General features: G+C 55.2%; 1 protein-coding gene. It reads left to right on the plus strand.

All coding sequences use genetic code 11. The features are described from left to right. Positions 1 to 180, plus strand: a 180-nt coding sequence (locus DY467_RS26345; RefSeq protein ID WP_205502831.1) for a hypothetical protein, incomplete at its 5' end; no start/stop codon positions are given. Between the last annotated feature and the right edge of the window lie 273 nt (positions 181 to 453).

Below are 453 nucleotides of genomic sequence, written 5' to 3' on the forward strand. Positions count from 1 at the left end.
TACAGTTTGCGGCTTGGTACGTCGGCCTGGGACATCGAAGTGCTTGCGGTCGCACAATCGAAGAACGCGCGCGAGCTGTTGATCCCAGATTGGCTTGCCAACGGTAACACGCGGCCATATGCCGATTTGGTCGTGGCCGGCACATCACCGGCAGCGAAGCACTGCTGGTACTGCCCGTAATGATGATACGTGGCGATAATCCTCGGTTCGATTCTACTTATCTCGCAACCCAAATTGCGGGAGATAGCCTAACTGTTTTTCGCTGAGCATCGAATTAACCAGCAGAGGCCGACGTGGTGCGGACAAGTGACGTCCGCGATCGAATGACTGCCCAGGAGGTGACAAGAAAATCGATCTTGTCCACTCGCGAACGCGAACTGGTGTCCATCGCAGACTGACTCGGTGAGGTCGGTACTCACATTGGCAGCGATGCTGTTGAGACGGCGTATAAAG

Origin of the sequence: Rhodopseudomonas sp. BR0G17 (assembly GCF_010907025.1) — a bacterium.
GTDB lineage: Bacteria > Pseudomonadota > Alphaproteobacteria > Rhizobiales > Xanthobacteraceae > Rhodopseudomonas > Rhodopseudomonas palustris_H.